The sequence below is a fragment of the Telluria sp. ZT3P39 genome (assembly GCF_059685935.1).
Genome location: NZ_JCASIH010000003.1, coordinates 120,845 through 139,790, shown reverse-complemented (window position 1 = coordinate 139,790; position 18,946 = coordinate 120,845). Strand labels below are relative to the sequence as shown.

Below are 18,946 nucleotides of genomic sequence, written 5' to 3'. Positions count from 1 at the left end.
CTTACCCGGCCGCCAGGAAGTCCAGCAGCGTGAGCGCCACCACCTTGGTGGCGCGCCGCAGGTCTTCCAGTTGCAAATGCTCGTCGGCCTTCTTGGCATTCGATTCCGGCACCGTGCGCGGACCGGCGCCATAGAGCACCGCGGGGATGCCGCGCTCGCCGTACAGGCGCGCGTCCGCATACAGCGGCGTGCCCTGGGCCGGAATGTCTTCGCCGAGGATGGCGCGGCCGTGGCGCTGCAGGCTCGCCACCAGCTTGTCGGAACCGGGCAACGGCCGCAACGCATGCGACAACAGCAGGCGCCGGATCTCGAGCCGGATGCCGGGCATGCCGGCCACCGCATCCTCGATCATCTTGCGTACCTGCGCCTCGACCGCCACCGGGTCTTCTTCGGGAATCATGCGGCGGTCCATCTTCATGACCACCTTGCCCGGCACCACATTGGTGTTGGTGCCGCCATCGATGCGGCCGACCAGCATGGTGGGCGAGTCGATGCCCGGGACCTGCGACTTGATGCTCTTCAGTTCCGGCAGCTGGCCGTAGATCGCGTTCAGGATGCGGGTGGCCGCCTGCAGCGCATCGACCGCGGTCTCCGGCATGGCGCCGTGCCCGGCCTTGCCGTGCACCGTGATTTCCAACTGCAGGCAGGCGTTGTGGGCGGTGACGATGTTGTAGCTGAATCCTGCCGCGATGACGTAATCGGGTTTGGTCAGCCCCTGCTCGAGCAGCCAGCCGGGGCCCAGCAGGCCGCCGAATTCCTCGTCATAGGTAAAGTGCAGTTCGATCCCGCCCTTGAGCGGCAAGCCGAGCGCCTCCAGCGCGCGCACGGCGAACACATAGGTCGCGAAATCGCCTTTCGAGACCGCCGTGGCCCGCCCGTACATGGCGCCATCGATGATCTCGGCGCCGTAGGGCGGCCGGCTCCAGCCCTCGCCCGGCGGCACCACGTCGCCGTGCGCGTTCAGCGCCAGCGTCGGGCCACCTTCGGCGTATGGCCGGCGCACGATCAGGTTGGTGATGCTCTCCATGCCGTAGTCGCGCACCTCTTGCTGGGGTACGGCGTGCTGCTCGGCCGTCCAGCCGTATTGGGTCAGCATGCTTGCCACCGCTTCGGCATGCGGCGCGTTGTTCCCCGGCGGGGTGTCGGTCGGGATGCGCACGACCTGCTGCAGGAAGCCGACTTCCTCGTCGAAATGCGCGTCGATCCAGGCCAGCAGCCTTTCCTGTGTTTGTTTGTCCATCAGTTTTTCCCGGTTTTTGCGCCGGCTTCGAACCAGGCGCCGACCTGCGCCCGTTCGGCATCGGTCATGTTGGTAAGGTTCGCGATCGGCATGGCCTTGAGTTGCACCGTCTGCTGGTAGATGCGCTGGGCGTTCTGGCTCACCAGTTCGGGCGTGTGCAGCATGACGCCGGCCGGCGCCGTGGCGAAGCCGGGCTGGGTCGGCTGCTGCGCGTGGCAGGACACGCAGCGCTGGTCGATGATGGTGCGCACCTGGGCGAAGCGCGCCGCCTCGTCCAGCCCCGCTGCCGCCTTGGCCTGCCCCGGTGCTTTTGGGGCGATCGCCACGGCCAGCCCCAGGAGCAGCGCCACGCCCGCCGCCGGATACGTCCACTCGACCCGGCCCTTGTGGCGCAGGTTGAAGAAGTGACGGATCAGGACGCCCGCCGCCATGATCACGCCCAGCACCGCCCAGGCATGCTCGTGGCGGTAGGTCATCGCATAGTGGTTGCTGATCATGATGAACAGCACCGGCAGCGTGAAGTAGTTGTTATGCACGCTGCGCTGCTTGGCCTTGATGCCGTGGATCGGGTCGGGCTTGTCGCCCGCCAGCATGGCGTTCACCATCTTGCGCTGGCCCGGGATGATCAGCATCGCCACGTTCGCCACCATCATGGTGCCGATCATCGCGCCCACGTGCAGGTAGGCGGCGCGCCCGCTCAGCAAATGGCCCAGCACATAGCTGCTGGCCACCAGGAAGACGAACATCACCAGGCCGAATGCCAGGTCGTGCTTGCCCAGCGGTGAGCGGCACAGCAGGTCGTAGACGATCCAGCCGATCGCCAGGCTGCCCAGGCCGATGCCGACCGCCTGCATGCTGGAGAGGTCCGCCACGCTGCGGTCGACCATCATGGCCTGCGCATTCAGGTAATACACGATGACCAGCAGCGCAAAGCCGGAGATCCAGGTGGAGTAGGCTTCCCACTTGAACCAGTGGAGTTCCTTCGGCAGCTCGGCGGGGGCCACCAGATATTTTTGCGGGTTGTAGAAGCCGCCGCCGTGCACCGCCCACAATTCGCCGGCCACGCCCTTCTTTGCCAGGTCTGAACCCGGCGCGGGTGGCCGGATCGTGTTGTCGAGCCAGACGAAATAGAAGGACGCGCCGATCCAGGCGATGCCCGTGATGACGTGCAGCCAGCGCACGAGCATGTTGAACCATTCGAGCACATAGGGCCCGAGATATCCGAAAACGTCCATGGAGCTTCCTGGTTGGCGGTATCCCTCGACAATAAAGGATTTCCTTTTCTGCAACATGAAACTTAGCGTATATTCAACATACCCGGATTGATATACCTGAACCCAACCATTCAGTTGAGAGCGACTCGATGTCCAGCCTGCCCCAGCACCTCGACCTGCACCTGATCCGCATCCTCTACCTGCTGCTCGTGGAGAAGAACGTCTCGCGCGTGGCGCTCAAGCTGAACCAGCCGCAGCCCTCGATCTCGGCCTCGCTGCGCAAACTGCGCGAACTCACCGGCGACCCGCTGCTGGTGCGCGGTGCACGCGGCATGGTGCCGACCCAGCATGGCGAAAGCCTGCTCAAGCCGGCCAAGCGCATCCTCGACGAAACCGAGAGCCTGTTCGTGCGCAAGTCGCCCTTCGTGCCCGAAGAAGCCACGCGCAGCTTCCACATCGCCGCGCCCGACTACCTCGACACCCAGTTCCTGCCGAATGTGGTGGCGGCGCTGCGGCGCGGCTCGCCGGGCAGCAAGGTGGTCTTCCACAGCCTGGGGCCGGGCGTGGACTACCTGCGCATGCTCTCAGACGGCGACATGGACCTGGTGATCGCCAACTGGGACGAGCCGCCCGCCCACCTGCACATCTCGAAACTGTTCGAAGACCCGATCATCTGCACCATGCGCGCCGACAGCCCGTATGCGCGGCGCACGGCGGTCGATGCGATGACGGTCGAGGATTACCTCAGCCTGCCGCACGTGGCGCCCTCGCAAATGCTGCCGGGTTATCACGGCGTGATCGACGCCCACCTCGACCGCATGGGCCTGCAGCGCACGGTGGCGGTCGAGTCGCCGTACTTTGGCGTAATCCCCTACATGCTGACCCAGAGCGACCTGGTCTTGACCACCGGCCGCCAGTTCATCCGCTTCTACGAGCGCATCCTGCCGCTCAAGAGTTTTACCGTGCCGATCAAGTTCCCGCCGATGCGCTTCTACCAATTGTGGCACCAGCGCGTGCACCAGTCGACCGAGCACAAATGGCTGCGCGACCAGGTCAGCGCGGCGGCGCGCGCCCTGGTCACGAAGTGAGTGCAATACCGTTTATGCGGCGGCGCGTATAAGCTGGAAGGGTTGCAGGACTTATCATCCCGGGATTGAAGAGGCAGACCATGACTACCTTGCTGGACCTGAACAACTGCGACCGCCCCGCCTTCGTAGCCATCCTGCGCGGCATCTACGAACATTCGCCCTGGATCGCCGAGGGCGCGGCCGTGCTGCGTCCGTTTTCCAGCCTGACCGCGCTCAAGCAAGCCTTGCAGGCCGTGGTGACGCTGGCCTCCAAGGACCAGCAGCTGGCCCTGCTGCGCGCCCACCCCGAGCTGGCCGGCAAGGCGGCGATCGCCGGCGAACTGACCGCGGAATCCACGGGCGAGCAGGCCGCCTCGGGCCTGAACCGCTGCAGCGCGGAAGAATACGCCCTGCTGCACGAGCTGAACGCCAGCTACAAGGACAAGTTCGGCTTTCCCTTCATCCTCGCGGTGAAGGGCCCGACGGGGCAAGGTTTGACGCGCAGCGTCATCATCGAGACCTTCGCGCGCCGGCTCAAGAACCAGCCCGCCGACGAGATGGCCGAATGCCTGCGCCAGGTGCACCGCATCGCCGAGATCCGCCTCAACGAACTATTGAACGTGCAGCTCGTCTTTGGACCACAGGTGATGGAATGGGCCGAGCAGCTCGGCGCCATCAGCGACAGCATCGACAATCTCACCTGCGCCTACATGACGCCGGCGCACCAGCGCACCGCCGGCCAGCTGCGCGACTGGATGATCCAGGCCGGCATGGACGCCCACATCGACGCCGTCGGCAATGTCGTCGGACACTATGCGGCCGCGCAGCCCGATGCCAGGACCCTGATCACCGGCTCGCACTACGACACGGTGCGCAACGGCGGCAAATACGACGGCCGGCTCGGCATCCTGCTGCCGATCGCGCTGGTGCGCCACCTGAACGCGCGCGGCGAGCGCCTGCCCTTCCACCTGGAAGTGATCGGCTTTGCCGAAGAGGAAGGTGTGCGCTTTCGCAGCACCTTCCTCGGCAGCAGCGCCATCACCGGGCGCTTCGACCCGGTCCTGCTCGAACAAACCGACAGCGCGGGCGTCACGATGCGTCAAGCCCTGGTCCAGGCCGGGCACGATCCCGCGCAGATTCCCGGCATCGTGCGCGACCCTGCAACGCTGCTCGGCTTCGTTGAAGTCCATATCGAACAGGGACCGGTGCTGCTCGAGCGCGGCTTGCCGGTCGGCGTGGTCACGGCAATCGCGGGAAGCTCGCGCTACCTGGTCGAGCTGGGGGGCGTGGCCAGCCATGCCGGCACCACGCCGATGGGCATGCGGCGCGATGCGGCCGCAGCGGCCGCCGAGATCGTGCTGCTGGTGGAGGCGCGCAGCAAAGGACGCGGTTCTCTGGTGGGCACCGTCGGCCAGCTCGAGGTGCCTTCCGGCTCGGTCAACGTCATTCCCGGGCAGTGCCGGCTGTCGCTCGACATCCGCGCCGCCGATGATGCCGTGCGCCTGGAAGCGGTCGACGATATCCTGGCCGGCATTAGCGCCATCTGCGCGCGCCGCGGCATCGACGAAAAGCTGTGGAAGCTGGTCGAGGCAGACGCCGCGCCCTGCGCGCCGCGCCTGATGGATCGAATGGGCCATGCCATCGAAGGCTGCGGCCTGCCGCGCTTCGACCTGCTGTCCGGCGCCGGTCACGATGCGATGGAGATGGCTTCCATCACCGAGGTGGCAATGCTGTTCACGCGCTGCGGCAACGGCGGCATCAGCCACAATCCGCTCGAGACGATGACGGCGGACGATGCCGAAATCGCAGGCCAGGTGCTGCTCGGGTTCCTGCGCCGGCTTTAAGTCAGCTCTGCTTCGTCGTGCTGCGCAACAGCGCCAGGATGGCAAGTGCAAACAGTGCACTGAGCACCGCCGTCGCTTCGCGTCCCATCCCGGCCGCGATGCCGATGGCCGCGGTCAGCCATACGCTGGCTGCCGTGGTCACGCCTTTGATATCGTCATTGCGGGAGTGCTTGATGATGGCGCCGGCGCCGATGAAACCGATGCCCGCCGTGACGCCCTGCAGGACCCGCGAGACGTCGCCGATCTGCATGCCCGCCTGCAGCGGAATCAAGACGAACAGGGCCGAGCCGAGCGAGACGAGCATGTGGGTGCGCAGGCCTGCCGTTGCACCCACGGACTCGCGTTCGTAGCCGAGCATCCCGCCCAGCACGACCGCGACCAGCAGGCGCAGCACGATGCGGGTGATGGATTCCACATCGCCCAGGTCCGAAAATTCCTGCAAAACCGTTTGCCAACTGCGTTCCAGCCACACCGTGTCGTCCTCCCGAGTTTGTCCCGGGATGATGCCATTCATGCAGGTTTGGTGTCGCCACGCTCGGCCGAGGCCGCCAGGCTCCGGGTCAGTCCACGACGCGGGCGCGCTCCAGCATCGCATGCAGCAGCACGTTGCAGCCCGCCTCCAGGTGGGCCGGCTGGGCGTCTTCGATTTCGTTGTGACTGATGCCGTCCTTGCAGGGCACGAAGATCATGCCGGATGGGGCAACGCGCGCGGCATAGATGGCGTCGTGGCCGGCGCCGGAGACCACGTCCATCGTCGAATAGCCCAGCTTGTCGGTCGCGGCGCGCACGGCGCCCACGCAATCCGGGTGGAAGGGGCAAGGCGGGTAATACGAGACGCGCTCGAGATCGATCGCCAGGCCGCTTTGCTCGCGCGTTTTCGCGACAAACGCCAGCATCTCTTCGTGCATGGTGTTCAACAGCTCGTCGTTCACGTTGCGCAGGTCGATGCTGAACTTGACCCGGCCCGGGATCACGTTGCGGCTGTTCGGGAACACGTCGACCATGCCCACCGTGCCGCGGCCATAGGGCTGGTAGCGGTTCGCGATCTGCACCACCTCCTGCATGATGCTTATTGCCACCTGCAGCGCGTCGCGGCGCAGACCCATCGGGGTCGGCCCGGCATGCGCTTCCATGCCGGTAACCGTGCAGTCGTACCACGACAGGCCCATCACCGCCGGCACGACGCCGATCACCTTGTCGGCGTCTTCCAGCACCGGGCCCTGCTCGATATGGGTCTCGAAATAGGCGCCGATCGGATGCCGGCCGGGCACTTCGTCGCCCAGGTAGCCGATGCGTTCCAGCTCCTCGCGCACGCTTTTTCCATCAAGGTCCTTCGCCGCATAGGCGGTTTCCAGGCTGAAGGCGCCGCAGAACACGCCAGAGCCCATCATCACCGGCACGAAGCGCGAGCCTTCCTCGTTGGTCCAGAACGCGACCTCGATCGGCGCCTCGGTCTGGAGACCAGAGTCGTTCAGGGTGCGCACCACTTCCAACCCGGCCAGCACGCCGTAGTTGCCGTCGAACTTGCCGCCCGTCGGCTGGGTATCGACGTGGCTGCCGGTGACGATCGGGGGCAAGGCCGGGTTGCGCCCCTCGCGCCGCATGAAGACGTTGCCGATCTGGTCGACCGTGATCGAGAGGCCAGCCTCGCGTGCCCACTTCACCACCAGGTCGCGTCCCTGGCGATCGAGGTCCGTCAAGGCCAGGCGCTTGACGCCGCCCTTCTCGGTGGCGCCGATCGCGGCCAGGTCCATGAGCGACTTCCACAGGCGGTCGCCATTGATACGCAGTTCAGTCATTGCTGTTTTCCTCAGGTTCAGGCGACGGTGGCGGTAAAGGCGGGACGATCGATGTGGCGGCCGGCGCCGGGCTCGGCGCGCAAGTCGCCGCGCTCGAACACCAGCTTGCCGGCGGCGATCGTATGGGTCGGGATGCCACGCACCTTGCGGCCTTCGAACACGTTGAAGCCGCCTTTCGAATGCTGGGTCGCAGCCGAGATGGTGCGGGTGCCTTCCGGGTCCCAGACCACGATGTCGGCGTCCGCTCCGACCTGGATAACGCCCTTGCGCGGGTAGATGTTGAAGATCTGGGCCGCATTGGTGGAGGTGACGCGCACGAATTCGGAAGGGGTGAGCAGGCCCGTGTTCACGCCGGCGTCCCAGACCACGGCCATGCGCTCTTCCACGCCGCCGCAGCCGTTCGGGATGCGGGTGAAATCATCCTTGCCCGCCGCTTTCTGCTCGGCGCAGAAGGTGCAGTGGTCGGTCGCCGTGGTGTGCAGGTTACCGCCGCGCAGGCCCTGCCAGAGCGCCTCTTGATGATGCTTGCTGCGGAACGGCGGGCTCATGACGTGGGCGCGCGCGAAGTCCGGGTCCGGGTGGCGGTAGACGCTGTCGTCGATGACGAGGTGGCCGGCCAGGGCTTCGCCGTAGACGCGCTGTCCCTTGGCGCGGGCGCGCCCAATCGCCTCGAGCGATTCGGCGCAGGATACGTGCACGATGTAGACGGGCGTGCCCAGCACGTTGGCAATCGCAATCGCCCGGTTGGCCGCTTCGGCCTCGACCTCCGGCGGGCGCGAAAGCGGATGCGCCTCGGCGCCGCGGATGCCCTTACCAAGGAGCTCCTGCTGCAGCTGGTAGACCAGCTCACCGTTCTCCGCGTGAACGGTCGGGATGGCGCCCAGTTCCAGCGAGCGGCGGAAGCTCTTCACCAGGGTCTCGTCGTCGGCCATGATGGCGTTCTTGTAGGCCATGAAGTGCTTGAAGCTGTTCACGCCATGGTCGCGCACCAGCACGCCCATCTCTGCGTGCACCGACTGGTCCCACCAGGTGACGGCCACGTGGAAGGTGTAGTCGCCGGCCGATTTCTCGGCCCAGCCGCGCCAGGTATGGTAAGCCTCGAGCAGGGATTGCTGCGGGTTCGGGATCACGAAGTCCATGATGGTGGTCGTGCCGCCCGCCAGCCCGGCCGCGGTGCCGGTGAAGAAATCGTCGGCGGTGACGGTGCCCATGAAAGGCAGCTGCATGTGGGTGTGGGTGTCGATCCCGCCCGGCATCACGTACTGGCCGCCTGCGTCGACGATGGTGGCGCCGGCCGGCGCTTCCAGGTTCTCGCCGACCGCCACCACCTTGCCGCCTTCGCACAGCACGTCGGCGCGGAAGGCGCGGTCGGCGTTCACCACGGTACCGCCACGGATCAGGGTCTTCATCGAATCGCTCTCCTCGGTTCAGGAATGTCGCGCGGCCAGCGCCGGGACGCGGTGGCCGCGCATCATGGCGCCGTAGACAACCGCCGCGATGGCGACGCCGACGAACCATGCGTAGGTATAGATGGTCTTGAAGGCCTCGCCCACATCCGGGAAGGATGCCGGGAAGGCCGCGTTCAGGAAGCCGGGGATATTGGGCAGCACGCCCAGCACGAAGGCCACGACGGCGGCCATGTTCCAGCCGTTGCCGTACGAGTAGATGCCGTCGCTGCGGTACATCTGGGCCACATCGAGCTCGGTCTTGCGCACCAGGTAGTAGTCGACGATCAGGATGCCGGCGATCGGCCCGAGCAGCGCGGAATAGCCGACCAGCCAGGTGAAGATGTAGTTCTGGGTCGTCTCGAGGATCTTCCAGGGCATCATGACCAGGGCCAGGCCCGCGGTGATATAGCCGCCCAGCCGGTAGCTGATGGCGCGCGGCGCCAGCGCCGAGAAATCGTAGGCCGGACCGACCAGGTTGGCCGCCAGGTTGACGCTGACCGTATCGACCAGCAGCACGATCAGGGCCACCAGCACCGCGATGCCTTCCATGCGGCTGGCCAGGTCCACCGGGTCCCACAGTGCCTTGCCGTACAGGACCACGGTGGCCGAGGTGACGATCACCGCCAGCGCGGCCAACAAGCCCATCGGCAGCGGCAGGCCGACGGACTGGCCGATCACCTGGTCGCGCTGGGTTTTCGCAAAGCGGGTGAAGTCGGGGATGTTCAGGGCCAGGGTGGCCCAGAAGCCGATCATGGCCGTGAGCGAGGGCCAGAACACCTCCCAGAACTGGCCTTCTTTCGCGCCGCCCGCAACGAAAGCGGATGGCCGCTCGAGCAGCGGGCCGAAGCCGCCTGCGCGCTCATACACCCACCACAGCAGCACGAAGCAGATCGCGATTTTCAGGGGCGCGGTATAGGTCTCGAGCTTGCGGATCGATTCGATGCCGTGCACGATGAAATAGAGCTGGATCGCCCAGAAGCCCAGGAAGCACAGCAGCTGCGCCCCGTTGATGCCCAGGCCCGCGATGGCCTCGCCGCCGATCGGCGCGCCGTTCATCACGCCCAGCAGCGTGTAGATCATGCTGCCGCCAAACCAGGTCTGGATGCCGTACCAGCCGCAGGCGACGATGGCGCGCATCAGCGCCGGCAGCTTGGCGCCGCTGGTGCCGAAGGAACTGCGCGCCAGGACAGCATAAGGGATGCCGTACTTGGTGCCGGCGTGGCCGATCAGGAGCATCGGCACCAGCACGATGGCGTTGGCCAGGAAGACCGTCCATACCGCCTGCCAGCCGGACATGCCCGATTCGATCAGGCTGGCCGAGAGGGTGTAGGCGGGAATGCACATCACCATGCCGACCCACAGCGCCGCGAAATGGTACCAGCGCCAGGTGCGCTGCGCCGCGGTGGTGGGGGCCAGGTCTTCGTTCCAGAGATCCGAACTTGCGTTGTCGTGCATGGTGAACCCTTTTCGTCGGTTGCGAAGGATGCAGCCGAGTGTAGCGCAATCGTATGCGCGGATGTGCCCATTGGGTGGGCGAATTCACGCCCACCCCGGCGATCAAACCGTTACCGGCTCCGCCCGCGGATTCCTCGGATCCTGCGTCCAGTTCATATACGGCTTCCCGCTCGGCTGCGGCACCATGGTGATGCAGGCCTCCACCGGGCAGGTGATCTCGCACAGGTTGCAGCCCACGCACTCGTCCTTGATCACCTCGTAGCGCCGGATGCCCACCGCGTCCACCGAGCGCCCGACCGCCTGGTGCGAGGTATCCTCGCAGGCCACATAGCACTTGCCGCATTTGATGCACTTGTCCTGGTCGATCTGGGCGATCACGTGGTAATTCATGTCCAGGTATTTCCAGTCGGTCGTGTTCTGCACGGCCCGGCCCGAGAACGCGGCGATGTTGGCATAGCCCTGCGAATCCATCCAGCGCGACAGGCCGTCCTTCATCTCCTCGACGATGCGAAAGCCGTGCAGCATGGCGGCGGTGCATACCTGCACCGAGCCGGCGCCGAGGGCGATGAACTCGGCCGCGTCGCGCCAGCTGCCGATGCCGCCGATGCCGGAAATCGGCAGGCCGCGGGTTTGCGGGTCGCGCGCGATCTCGGCCACCATGTTCAGGGCGATCGGCTTGACCGCCGAACCGCAATAGCCGCCGTGGGTGCTGGCCTTGCCCACCACCGGGAAAGCGACCATCCGGTCGAGATCCAAATGCGTGATCGAGTTGATCGTATTGATCAGGGATACCGCATCGGCCCCGCCGGCCAGCGCCGCCCGCGCCGGGGAACGCACGTCGGTGATGTTCGGGGTGAGCTTGACGATGACCGGCAGGCGCGTGTGTTTCTTGCACCAGCTGGTGACCATCTGCACGTATTCCGGCACCTGGCCCACCGCCGCCCCCATGCCGCGCTCGGGCATGCCGTGCGGGCAGCCGAAATTCAGTTCGATGCCGTCGGCGCCGGTGGCTTCCACTAGCGGCAGGATCGCCGCCCACAGCGCTTCCTCGCAAGGCAGCATCAGGGACACGATCATGGCCCGGTCCGGCCAGTCTTTTTTGACTTGCGTGATTTCGCGCAGGTTGATTTCCAGGCTGCGGTCGGTGATCAGCTCGATGTTGTTGAAGCCGATGACTTCACGGTTCTTGCCGTAGTGGGCCGAGTAGCGCGACGAGACGTTGACCGCCGGCGGGTCTTCGCCCAGCGTCTTCCACACCACGCCGCCCCACCCCGCTTCGAAGGCGCGCACCACGTTATAGGCCTTGTCGGTCGGGGGCGCGGAGGCCAGCCAGAACGGGTTCGGGCTCTTGATGCCGCAGAAATCGATGCTCAGGTCGGCCATGCTGCCTCCGATGTCGACTGGATGTCTTCGTGGATGGCCAAAGCGGCCAGTTTTCCGTGCTGGACCGCCTGGACGGTCAGGTCCTGGCCCGGTGCAACGCAGTCGCCGCCGGCATAGATGCCGGGCAGCGCGGTGCGGAAGCGCTTGTCGATCCAGATGCGGTCCCCTTCCCGCGACAGTTCGCCGGCGATCGGCTCCTGGAAGCCGGCATCGTCCATGCTCTGGCCGATGGCCTTGAACACGGCGTCGGCCGCGATCTCGAGGAAGCCGCCGGTGCGCACCAGCCGTCCTTCTTCCATGCGGGTCTGCTCGAAGCGCATGCCGGTCACGCGGCCCGCGTCGTCCAGCAGCACGTCGAGCGGCGAGGCCCAGGTGCGGATGCGCACGTAGTTGGCCTTGGCGATCTCGATCTCGTGGCCGGTGGCGCTCATCGATTCCATGCCGCGGCGGTAGACCAGGGTCACGTCCTCGGCGCCGAGACGCTTGATCTGCACCGCCATGTCGATGGCGGTATTGCCGGCGCCGATGACGATCACGCGGCGCGGCACGGGTAGCAGCGACAGGTCGGCCGCCTGGCGCAGCGCGGCGATGTAGTCGACCGCCGCCATCAGGCCGGGCGCGTTCTCGCCCGTCAGGCCGAGCGAACGGCTGGCCGACAGGCCGATGCCCAGGAAGACCGCGTCGTAGCGGGTATGCAGCTCGGCCAGGCTCAGGTTCTCGCCCAGCTTGCGGCCGTATTCGACGTGGATGCCGCCGATCGACATCAGGAAGTCGACTTCCTGCCGGGCGAAGTCGCCCGGCAGCTTGTATTTGGCAATGCCGTATTCGTTCAGGCCGCCCGCCTTCGGGCGTGCTTCATACACCACCACGTCGTTGCCCAGCATGGCCAGCCGGTGCGCGCAGGACAGCCCGGCCGGGCCGGCGCCGACGATGGCGATCACCTTGCCGGTGGATGGCGCACGCTCGAACGGGTGGCCGCCGAAGTTGGCATGGTCGATGGCATAGCGCTGCAGCAGGCCGATGCGCACCGGCTCGCGCTCGGCCGGGTTGTTGCGCACGCAGGAATCTTCGCACAGGATCTCGGTCGGGCAGACCCGCGCGCAGCTGCCGCCGAAAATGTTCGCCTTCAGGATGCCGTAGGCGGCGCCGTTGATGTTCTGGTCATGGATGTTCTTGATGAAGCCGGCGACGTCGATGCCGGTCGGGCAGGCATTCATGCAGGGGGCGTCGTAGCAGTACAGGCAGCGCGCCGCCTCGACTGCCGCCTGGCGCGCGGTCAGCGGCGGCGCCAGGTCGGTGAACTGCCCGGCCAGTTCGCCGTTCGACCCGCTTGCCGTCGGCAGGTGCTGGAGTGATTCGATCATGTGCATCCCTATGCTTTTATATTGGTCGACCTGCTTACTTCATCTGCGGGAAGGAGAACTCCGGTCCGCTGCTGGCGGTATTGGGCCAGCGTTCCATCACCGCCTTGTGGCGCGTATAGAAACGCACGCCTTCCGGTCCGTAGGCGTGGTGGTCGCCGAACAGGCTGCGCTTCCAGCCGCCGAAGCTGTTGAAGGCCATCGGCACCGGCAGCGGCACGTTCACGCCGACCATGCCCACTTCGATCTGGCGCACGAATTCGCGCGCCACGCCGCCGTCGCGCGTGAATATCGCGACGCCATTGCCGTATTCGTTGGCGTTGATGAGTTCCACCGCACGGCCCACGTCCGGCAGGCGCACCACGCACAGCACCGGGCCGAAGATCTCTTCCTGGTAGATGCTCATGGCGGGGGTGACGTGGTCGAACAGGGTGCCGCCGACAAAGAAGCCCTTCTCGCAGCCTTCGACCCGGCATGCGCGGCCGTCGACCACCAGGGTGGCGCCCTGCTCCACGCCCTGGCCGATCAGGCGCTCGACGCGCTCCTTGGCCGCGGCGGTCACCAGCGGGCCCATTTCGGCGCCCTCGCTCATGCCGTCGCCGATCTTGAGGCGGGCGGCGCGTTCGGCCAGGCCTGCCACCAGCTTGTCGCCGGCGTCGCCGATGGCGACCGCCACCGAGATCGCCATGCAGCGTTCGCCCGCCGAGCCGTAGGCCGCGCCGATCAGGGCGTCCACCGCCATGGCCATGTCGGCGTCCGGCATCACGACCATGTGGTTCTTGGCGCCGCCCAGGGCTTGCACCCGCTTGCCGTTGGCGGAGCCGCGCGAATAGATGTATTCGGCGATCGGCGTGGAACCCACGAAGCTGATGGCCTGGATGTCGCGGTGATCCAGCAGCGCATCGACCGCCACCTTGTCGCCCTGGATGACGTTGAAGACGCCATCGGGCAGGCCGGCTTCCTTCAGCAGGCGCGCATGCAGGAGTGAGGGCGACGGGTCGCGTTCGGAGGGTTTCAGCACGAAGGTATTCCCGCACGCGATCGCGACCGGGAACATCCACATCGGCACCATCACCGGGAAGTTGAACGGGGTGATGCCGGCCACCACGCCGAGCGGCTGGCGCATCGACCAGGCGTCGATGCCGCGGGCGATCTGGTCCGAGAATTCGCCCTTGAGCATCTGCGGGATGCCGACCGCGAACTCCACGATCTCGATGCCGCGCGCGACTTCTCCTTGCGCATCGGCGAAGGTCTTGCCGTGCTCGCGGGTGACCATCGCGGCGAATTCGTCGGTATGCTGCTGGCACAGCTGCAGGTATTTGAACAGCACGCGCGCACGCGCCAGCGGCGGGGTCGCGGCCCAGGCCGGGAAGGCCTTGGCGGCCGCCGCCACCGCCGCATCGACGTCGCGCGGCTCGGCCAGCGCCACCCGCGCGCAGGGCTCGCCCTTGGCCGGGTTGAAGACGTCGGCCTGGCGCGTGCCTTCGGGGTGGGCCTGCTGGCCGTTGATGAAATGGGAAATCAGGGTCATGGTCAGTCCAGGTTTTTCAGTACGTTGGCCAGCTTGCCGAACAGTTCGTCGATATGCTGCTTGGTCAGGATGAGCGGCGGCGACAGCGCGATGATGTCGCCGGTCGTGCGGATCAGGATGCCGTCCGCGAAGGCCTGCTTGAAGGCGCTGTAGGCGCGTGCGCCCGGTTTGCCCGCGATGGGTTCGAGTTCGATGCCGGCCACCAGGCCGATCGAGCGGATATCGATCACGTGCGGCAGGCCGCGCAGCGAATGCAGCGCGTCCTCGAAATAGGGCTGCAGCTCTTTGGCATTCTCGGTGATGCCCTGCTCGCGGAACACCTCAAGCGTGGCGATCGCGGCCGCGCAGGCCAGCGGGTGGCCCGAATAGGTATATCCGTGGAACAGCTCGATGCCGGCCGGCGCATCCATGAAGGCGTCGTGGATGAAGGATTTGGTGAACACCGCGCCCATCGGCACCACGCCATTGGTCAGGCCTTTTGCGGTGGTCATCATGTCCGGCTCGACGCCGAAATAGTCGCTCGCAAAGGGCGTGGCAAGGCGGCCGAAGCCGGTGATCACTTCGTCGAAGATGAGCAGGATGCCGTGCTTGTCGCAGATCTCGCGCAGGCGCTTCAGGTAACCCTTGGGCGGCACCAGCACGCCGGTGGAGCCGGCCACCGGCTCGATGATGACGGCGGCGATGGTCGAGGCATCGTGCAGGGCCACCAGGCGTTCCAGCTCGTCGGCCAGTTCGACGCCGAAGTCCGGCTCGCCGCGCGAGAAAGCGTTCTTCAGCAGGTTGTGCGTGTGTGGCAGGTGGTCCACGCCCGGCAGCAGCGGGCCGAAGCTCTTGCGGTTGTTGCCGATGCCGCCCACCGACAGGCCGCCGAAACCGACGCCGTGGTAGCCGCGCTCGCGGCCGATCAGGCGGGTGCGCCCGCCCTCGCCGCGCGCCCGGTGGTAGGCCAGCGCCATCTTCAGCGCGGTGTCCACCGCTTCGGAACCGGAATTGGTATAGAAGACGTGGCCGAACTTGTGGCCGGTGTAGTCCATCAGCTGCTCGGCCAGATCAAAAGCGGCCGGGTGGCCCATCTGGAAGGTGGGCGCGAAGTCGAGCTGGCCGACCATTTCGCTCACGGCGGCCGTGATGCGCGGCTGGGCGTGGCCGCAGGGAACGCACCACAGGCCAGCGGTGCCGTCGAGGATGCTGTTGCCGTCCACGTCCTTGTAATACATGCCTTCGGCCGAGACCAGCAGGCGCGGATTGGCCTTGAAGTCGCGGTTATTGGTGAAGGGCATCCAAAACGACGACATCGACTTGGGCCTGGATTCGTTCATGCGACTCTCCCCGCCATGTTGGCGAAAAATTTTTACCAGTTGGCAAAATATTGATCAATAATAGTCAGCAAGGCAACACCGGCACAGATACACCAACGGCAAAACCGACCAACCGTACTGGTAGCTTAACCGGTACAGTTGAACACCCGAGGAGCGGAGCGGCGGCGATGGAAGAAGCTGTTTTGACAGAAGGATTTCCTTGCGAAGCGTCTGCGACGGCGTCCGCTACGGCGTCCGCTACGGCCTGGCCGCTGTTGCCCATCGACAGGAGCAAGCGCGGCAGCCTGGTGGACCAGATCGTCGGGGCCATCTCGACGATGGTAAACGAGCGTCAGTTGGGTAGCGGCACGAAAATGCCTTCGGTTAGACAATTCGCAAAGATCAATAGCGTCAGCACCTACACGGTGGTCGATGCCTACGAGCGCCTGCACCAGCTCGGCCTGCTGTCCTCGCGCCGCGGCTCCGGATTTTTCGTCACCCGCAGCCTGCCGCCGGCGCCCTGCGCGCCCAGCGAACCGTCTTCCAACCTGCACTCCGAGATCGACGCCCTCGCCCCCGATCTGTATTCCGGCCAGGGCGAAGCCTTGCCGGTGGGCGCCGGCTGGCTGCCGCCCGACTGGTATGGCGAAAACACCATCCTCGACGCGGTGCGCCACGCGATGAAGATCCCGCCCAACCGCCTGCGCGGCTATGGCCACCCGCTCGGCTTTCCTTCGCTGCGCCAGCACCTGGCCACGACCCTGTCCGATGAGCTGTTTCACGTCGAGCCGGACCAGGTGCTGCTCACCCACGGCGCCACCCACGCCTTCGATCTCGTGCTGCGCACGCTGACGCGTCCCGGCGACGTGGTATTGGTCGAAGATCCCGGCTACAGCAATCTGCTGTCGCTGGTGCGCCATCATGGCTGCATCCCGGTCGGCATTCCGCGCACTGAAGCGGGCCTGGACATGGAGGAGCTGGCGCGCCAGGCGACTGCGCTGCAGCCCAAGCTCATGTTCGTCAACACTGTGCTGCAGAATCCCCTCGGCACCTCGCTCTCGCAGGCACAGGCGCATCGCCTGCTGGCGCTGGCCGAGCAGTTCGATTTCTGGCTGGTCGAGGACGACATCTACCGCGAGCTGGCCACGCCCGGCGAGGCCTCGCTGGCGGCGATGGACGGGCTGCGCCGCGTGATCCGGGTCGGCAGCTTTTCCAAGACCCTGTCGCCGGTGCTGCGCGTCGGCTCGCTGTGCGCATCGAGCTCGCTGGTGCCGGAACTGCTGCGCGTGAAGATGGTGACCGGCCTGACCACCTCCGAGATCAATGAGCGCGCGGTGTTCGACGCCACCAGCGCGCGCGGCTACCGCCGCATGGTCGAGCGCCTGGTGGTGCAGCTGGGCGACGCGCGCGAACGCGCGCTCGAGGCCCTGGACGGCATCGGCATGGGCCCGCTGGCGCGCCCGCGCGGCGGCATGTTCGTCAGCGCCGGCTGGGCAGAGGCGCCCACGCCCGCACGCAACGGCCGCAGCATTGCCGACGCTGCTCTCAAGGCCGGCATCCTGCTCGCGCCCGGCGAGTTCTTCACCCAGCGCGCACCAGGGGGCATCTGGTTCCGCTTCAATGCCGCCTATGCGGCCAACCCGCAACTGCTTGCCTTCCTGCGTACGCAGCGCTGAGGAATCCATGGAACTCCAGACAAGCGACTCAGCCGCCAGGCGGCGCGACCGGGTCGAGACCACGATCCTGTTTGAGGCCACCCGCCTGTTCGCCGAATGCGGATTCGAAGGCACGACCATCGCCGCCGTCGCCGAACGCGCCGGGATGTCGAAGCAGAGCCTGATGTACTACTTCCCCACCAAGCAAGGCCTGTACAAGCGCGTGCTCGACGACGTGCTGGATGACTGGCTGGAGCGCATGGCGCACCTGGCCAATGCCGACGGCGCACCGGCGGACGTGCTGCGCGCCTATGTCGCGGCCAAGCTGCGCTTCTCGCGCGAGCAGCCCTGGGCCTCGCGCGTGTATGCGATGGAAGTCATCGGCGGGGCCAAGTTCTACGGCGACCAGATCCGCGAACGCGTGGTGCCGCTGCTGCGCCGCGACATCGAGGTGTTCGAGCGCTGGATGGCGGACGGGCGCATCGCGCGCGTGAACGCCACCCACCTGCTGTTCGCGCTGTGGGCGATGACGCAGTCATACGCCGATTTCTCGGCGCAGATGACGCTGGTGCTGGGCCAGCCGGAACTCACCGGCAGCGATTTCGAGGACGCGGAACGGCTGGTGGGCGACCTGGTAGTGCGGGCAGTGGCGGCGGCCGCCTGAGCATTACTGATTGGGCAATGTTATCATTACACTCATGCCCAGTTATCCCACGCCCATCCTGACGACCAACCGGCTCACCCTGCGTCCGCTGACAATGGACGATGCCGCCGACCTGTTTGCCGTGTTTTCCGACCCGGCCGTGGTGCGCTACTGGAGCGCCGAGCCCTGGACCTCGGTGGCGAATGCGGAAGCGTCGATCGCCCATGCGCTCGAGTGCTACCGCGACCAGAGCGAAGTGCGCTTCGGGATCGAGCTCGCGGAGACCGGTGCGCTGATCGGCACCGTCAACCTGCACCACGTCTTCCCCCAGAACCGGCGCTGCGAAATCGGCTATGCCCTGGCCAGCAGCTACTGGGGCAAGGGCTATGCCAGCGAAGCACTGGGCGCCGCGCTCGACTACGGCTTCCACGAGCTGCGCCTGAACCGGATCGAGGCCGACATCGACCCGCGCAATGCCGCGTCGAGCGCCGTGCTGGAACGGATGGGCTTTCGCAAGGAGGGCTTCATGCCCGAGCGCTGGTTCGTGCACGGCGAAATGGCCGACACGATCAACTACGGCCTGCTCAAGCGTTACTGGGACGCGCGTCCCAGCCGCTGAGCGTAGGCAGTCCTTCCCGCTTATCCGCCCTCGCTACCGCCAATGCCGGGTTTCCGGCACTTCGTCGGATGACCATGGCGCGCTTGATGTGCTCCCCCTAAAGTAGCACCATCAACCCCAGCAAAGGACGCATCCCATGAAAACCACGCCCTTCCAATCCTTCGTCGCCGACATGGAAGACCTCGGCCGCAAGTGCAACCGCGCCGTGCGCTCCGGCGCCCGCACCCTGGCCGCCCTGCCCTGGCCTGCGCTGCTGGCGGTGTCGATCCTGCTGGCCTGCCTGCTGACCATCGTCCCGCTCGCGCTGACGCTGTTCATCGGCTTCCTGCTGCTCAAGCTCGTCGCCACGGCCCTGTTCGGCCGCCGCCCTTCGCAGATCGTGGAGTAAG

16 protein-coding genes are annotated in these 18,946 nt (G+C 66.3%); 6 read left to right on the top strand and 10 right to left on the bottom strand.

Annotated features, from left to right (window positions below):
• Position 1: 1 nt before the first annotated feature.
• A complete protein-coding gene (locus AC56LR_RS04740) occupies positions 2–1,240 on the bottom strand; it encodes a M20/M25/M40 family metallo-hydrolase (RefSeq protein ID WP_497128032.1) in 1,239 nt (412 codons plus the stop codon).
• Entirely contained in the window at positions 1,240–2,475 is a 1,236-nt protein-coding gene (locus AC56LR_RS04735; protein ID WP_497128030.1) for a urate hydroxylase PuuD, read from the bottom strand. The genes AC56LR_RS04740 and AC56LR_RS04735 overlap by 1 nt, the downstream gene beginning before the upstream one ends.
• Positions 2,476–2,603: 128 nt before the next feature.
• Here AC56LR_RS04735 and AC56LR_RS04730 point away from each other — a divergent pair, with 128 nt between their 5' ends.
• Together AC56LR_RS04730 and AC56LR_RS04725 are read left to right on the top strand one after the other, a co-directional pair.
• Complete coding sequence (locus AC56LR_RS04730; protein ID WP_497128028.1) at positions 2,604–3,542, top strand: LysR family transcriptional regulator; 939 nt, start codon at positions 2,604–2,606, stop codon at positions 3,540–3,542.
• 80 nt (positions 3,543–3,622) lie between these two features.
• Positions 3,623–5,365 carry an allantoate amidohydrolase gene (locus AC56LR_RS04725; protein ID WP_497128026.1) on the top strand — a complete coding sequence of 581 codons (1,743 nt, stop codon included), beginning with the start codon at positions 3,623–3,625 and terminating at the stop codon, positions 5,363–5,365.
• Position 5,366: 1 nt separating this feature from the next.
• On the opposite strand, the gene AC56LR_RS04720 is transcribed toward AC56LR_RS04725, so the two are convergent.
• The 8 genes from AC56LR_RS04720 to aptA all read right to left on the bottom strand — a co-directional run bounded on the left by AC56LR_RS04720 (position 5,367) and on the right by aptA (position 15,661).
• Positions 5,367–5,879, bottom strand: coding sequence for an MgtC/SapB family protein (locus AC56LR_RS04720; protein WP_497128024.1), 513 nt, complete (start codon positions 5,877–5,879; stop codon positions 5,367–5,369).
• A 46-nt stretch (positions 5,880–5,925) separates the two neighbouring features.
• Complete coding sequence (locus tag AC56LR_RS04715; protein ID WP_497128022.1) at positions 5,926–7,164, bottom strand: Zn-dependent hydrolase; 1,239 nt, start codon at positions 7,162–7,164, stop codon at positions 5,926–5,928.
• A 17-nt stretch (positions 7,165–7,181) separates the two neighbouring features.
• Complete coding sequence (gene hydA / locus AC56LR_RS04710) at positions 7,182–8,573, bottom strand: dihydropyrimidinase (protein ID WP_497128020.1); 1,392 nt, start codon at positions 8,571–8,573, stop codon at positions 7,182–7,184.
• Between the two features lie 18 nt (positions 8,574–8,591).
• Complete coding sequence (locus AC56LR_RS04705; RefSeq protein WP_497128018.1) at positions 8,592–10,067, bottom strand: NCS1 family nucleobase:cation symporter-1; 1,476 nt, start codon at positions 10,065–10,067, stop codon at positions 8,592–8,594.
• Between the two features lie 102 nt (positions 10,068–10,169).
• Entirely contained in the window at positions 10,170–11,450 is a 1,281-nt protein-coding gene (preA, locus tag AC56LR_RS04700; protein ID WP_497128016.1) for an NAD-dependent dihydropyrimidine dehydrogenase subunit PreA, read from the bottom strand.
• Complete coding sequence (locus AC56LR_RS04695) at positions 11,438–12,814, bottom strand: NAD(P)-dependent oxidoreductase (protein WP_497128014.1); 1,377 nt, start codon at positions 12,812–12,814, stop codon at positions 11,438–11,440. The genes preA and AC56LR_RS04695 overlap by 13 nt, the downstream gene beginning before the upstream one ends.
• Positions 12,815–12,848: 34 nt before the next feature.
• Positions 12,849–14,342 carry a CoA-acylating methylmalonate-semialdehyde dehydrogenase gene (locus AC56LR_RS04690; RefSeq protein ID WP_497128012.1) on the bottom strand — a complete coding sequence of 498 codons (1,494 nt, stop codon included), beginning with the start codon at positions 14,340–14,342 and terminating at the stop codon, positions 12,849–12,851.
• Between the two features lie 2 nt (positions 14,343–14,344).
• Positions 14,345–15,661 (bottom strand): omega-aminotransferase AptA, encoded by a 1,317-nt coding sequence (gene aptA / locus AC56LR_RS04685; RefSeq protein ID WP_497128010.1) that lies wholly within the window; start codon positions 15,659–15,661, stop codon positions 14,345–14,347.
• A 254-nt stretch (positions 15,662–15,915) separates the two neighbouring features.
• Between aptA and AC56LR_RS04680 the strand changes: the two genes are divergently transcribed.
• From AC56LR_RS04680 to AC56LR_RS04665, 4 genes are all read left to right on the top strand, one after another.
• A complete protein-coding gene (locus AC56LR_RS04680) occupies positions 15,916–17,316 on the top strand; it encodes an aminotransferase-like domain-containing protein (protein ID WP_497128008.1) in 1,401 nt (466 codons plus the stop codon).
• A 7-nt stretch (positions 17,317–17,323) separates the two neighbouring features.
• Positions 17,324–17,959: a TetR/AcrR family transcriptional regulator gene (locus AC56LR_RS04675; protein WP_497128006.1), complete on the top strand. Its 636-nt coding sequence runs from the start codon at positions 17,324–17,326 to the stop codon at positions 17,957–17,959.
• A gap of 34 nt (positions 17,960–17,993) precedes the next feature.
• Entirely contained in the window at positions 17,994–18,557 is a 564-nt protein-coding gene (locus AC56LR_RS04670) for a GNAT family N-acetyltransferase (protein WP_497128004.1), read from the top strand.
• Between the two features lie 136 nt (positions 18,558–18,693).
• Positions 18,694–18,945 (top strand): hypothetical protein, encoded by a 252-nt coding sequence (locus AC56LR_RS04665; RefSeq protein WP_497128002.1) that lies wholly within the window; start codon positions 18,694–18,696, stop codon positions 18,943–18,945.
• Position 18,946: the final 1 nt, after the last annotated feature.

Excerpts from the sequence above, each read along its gene's own strand:
- AC56LR_RS04740 (WP_497128032.1), bottom strand. The coding sequence starts at position 1,240 with ATGGACAAACAAACACAGGAAAGGCTGCTGGCCTGGATCGACGCGCAT.
- AC56LR_RS04735 (WP_497128030.1), bottom strand. The coding sequence starts at position 2,475 with ATGGACGTTTTCGGATATCTCGGGCCCTATGTGCTCGAATGGTTCAAC.
- AC56LR_RS04730 (WP_497128028.1), top strand. The coding sequence starts at position 2,604 with ATGTCCAGCCTGCCCCAGCACCTCGACCTGCACCTGATCCGCATCCTC.
- AC56LR_RS04725 (WP_497128026.1), top strand. The coding sequence starts at position 3,623 with ATGACTACCTTGCTGGACCTGAACAACTGCGACCGCCCCGCCTTCGTA.
- AC56LR_RS04720 (WP_497128024.1), bottom strand. The coding sequence starts at position 5,879 with ATGAATGGCATCATCCCGGGACAAACTCGGGAGGACGACACGGTGTGG.
- AC56LR_RS04715 (WP_497128022.1), bottom strand. The coding sequence starts at position 7,164 with ATGACTGAACTGCGTATCAATGGCGACCGCCTGTGGAAGTCGCTCATG.
- hydA (WP_497128020.1), bottom strand. The coding sequence starts at position 8,573 with ATGAAGACCCTGATCCGTGGCGGTACCGTGGTGAACGCCGACCGCGCC.
- AC56LR_RS04705 (WP_497128018.1), bottom strand. The coding sequence starts at position 10,067 with ATGCACGACAACGCAAGTTCGGATCTCTGGAACGAAGACCTGGCCCCC.
- preA (WP_497128016.1), bottom strand. The coding sequence starts at position 11,450 with ATGGCCGACCTGAGCATCGATTTCTGCGGCATCAAGAGCCCGAACCCG.
- AC56LR_RS04695 (WP_497128014.1), bottom strand. The coding sequence starts at position 12,814 with ATGATCGAATCACTCCAGCACCTGCCGACGGCAAGCGGGTCGAACGGC.
- AC56LR_RS04690 (WP_497128012.1), bottom strand. The coding sequence starts at position 14,342 with ATGACCCTGATTTCCCATTTCATCAACGGCCAGCAGGCCCACCCCGAA.
- aptA (WP_497128010.1), bottom strand. The coding sequence starts at position 15,661 with ATGAACGAATCCAGGCCCAAGTCGATGTCGTCGTTTTGGATGCCCTTC.
- AC56LR_RS04675 (WP_497128006.1), top strand. The coding sequence starts at position 17,324 with ATGGAACTCCAGACAAGCGACTCAGCCGCCAGGCGGCGCGACCGGGTC.
- AC56LR_RS04670 (WP_497128004.1), top strand. The coding sequence starts at position 17,994 with ATGCCCAGTTATCCCACGCCCATCCTGACGACCAACCGGCTCACCCTG.
- AC56LR_RS04665 (WP_497128002.1), top strand. The coding sequence starts at position 18,694 with ATGAAAACCACGCCCTTCCAATCCTTCGTCGCCGACATGGAAGACCTC.